The 1,638-nt window shown below is 50.0% G+C and carries 1 rRNA gene; it reads left to right on the top strand.

The window, feature by feature from the left end:
• Nucleotides 1-47 precede the first annotated feature (47 nt).
• A 16S ribosomal RNA gene (locus KA828_RS08320) occupies nucleotides 48-1,598 on the top strand.
• Nucleotides 1,599-1,638 lie beyond the last annotated feature (40 nt).

Below are 1,638 nucleotides of genomic sequence, written 5' to 3'. Positions count from 1 at the left end.
GTTACTAAAACTATTTTTTATTATGAGCTAATCAAACATCATAATTTTTTATGGAGAGTTTGATCCTGGCTCAGGATGAACGCTGGCGGCGTGCCTAATACATGCAAGTCGAGCGAACAGTTAAGGAGCTTGCTCCTTTGACGTTAGCGGCGGACGGGTGAGTAACACGTGGGTAACCTACCTATAAGACTGGGATAACTTCGGGAAACCGGAGCTAATACCGGATAATATTTCGAACCGCATGGTTCGATAGTGAAAGATGGTTTTGCTATCACTTATAGATGGACCCGCGCCGTATTAGCTAGTTGGTAAGGTAACGGCTTACCAAGGCGACGATACGTAGCCGACCTGAGAGGGTGATCGGCCACACTGGAACTGAGACACGGTCCAGACTCCTACGGGAGGCAGCAGTAGGGAATCTTCCGCAATGGGCGAAAGCCTGACGGAGCAACGCCGCGTGAGTGATGAAGGTCTTCGGATCGTAAAACTCTGTTATTAGGGAAGAACATACGTGTAAGTAACTGTGCACGTCTTGACGGTACCTAATCAGAAAGCCACGGCTAACTACGTGCCAGCAGCCGCGGTAATACGTAGGTGGCAAGCGTTATCCGGAATTATTGGGCGTAAAGCGCGCGTAGGCGGTTTTTTAAGTCTGATGTGAAAGCCCACGGCTCAACCGTGGAGGGTCATTGGAAACTGGAAAACTTGAGTGCAGAAGAGGAAAGTGGAATTCCATGTGTAGCGGTGAAATGCGCAGAGATATGGAGGAACACCAGTGGCGAAGGCGACTTTCTGGTCTGTAACTGACGCTGATGTGCGAAAGCGTGGGGATCAAACAGGATTAGATACCCTGGTAGTCCACGCCGTAAACGATGAGTGCTAAGTGTTAGGGGGTTTCCGCCCCTTAGTGCTGCAGCTAACGCATTAAGCACTCCGCCTGGGGAGTACGACCGCAAGGTTGAAACTCAAAGGAATTGACGGGGACCCGCACAAGCGGTGGAGCATGTGGTTTAATTCGAAGCAACGCGAAGAACCTTACCAAATCTTGACATCCTTTGACAACTCTAGAGATAGAGCTTTCCCCTTCGGGGGACAAAGTGACAGGTGGTGCATGGTTGTCGTCAGCTCGTGTCGTGAGATGTTGGGTTAAGTCCCGCAACGAGCGCAACCCTTAAGCTTAGTTGCCATCATTAAGTTGGGCACTCTAAGTTGACTGCCGGTGACAAACCGGAGGAAGGTGGGGATGACGTCAAATCATCATGCCCCTTATGATTTGGGCTACACACGTGCTACAATGGACAATACAAAGGGCAGCGAAACCGCGAGGTCAAGCAAATCCCATAAAGTTGTTCTCAGTTCGGATTGTAGTCTGCAACTCGACTACATGAAGCTGGAATCGCTAGTAATCGTAGATCAGCATGCTACGGTGAATACGTTCCCGGGTCTTGTACACACCGCCCGTCACACCACGAGAGTTTGTAACACCCGAAGCCGGTGGAGTAACCATTTGGAGCTAGCCGTCGAAGGTGGGACAAATGATTGGGGTGAAGTCGTAACAAGGTAGCCGTATCGGAAGGTGCGGCTGGATCACCTCCTTTCTAAGGATATATTCGGAACATCTCGTAGAGATGAGGAATA

This window comes from Staphylococcus sp. GDY8P85P (assembly GCF_017892405.1).
GTDB classification, from domain to species: Bacteria; Bacillota; Bacilli; order Staphylococcales; family Staphylococcaceae; genus Staphylococcus; species Staphylococcus borealis.
This window is presented reverse-complemented; position numbering and strand designations above follow the sequence as displayed.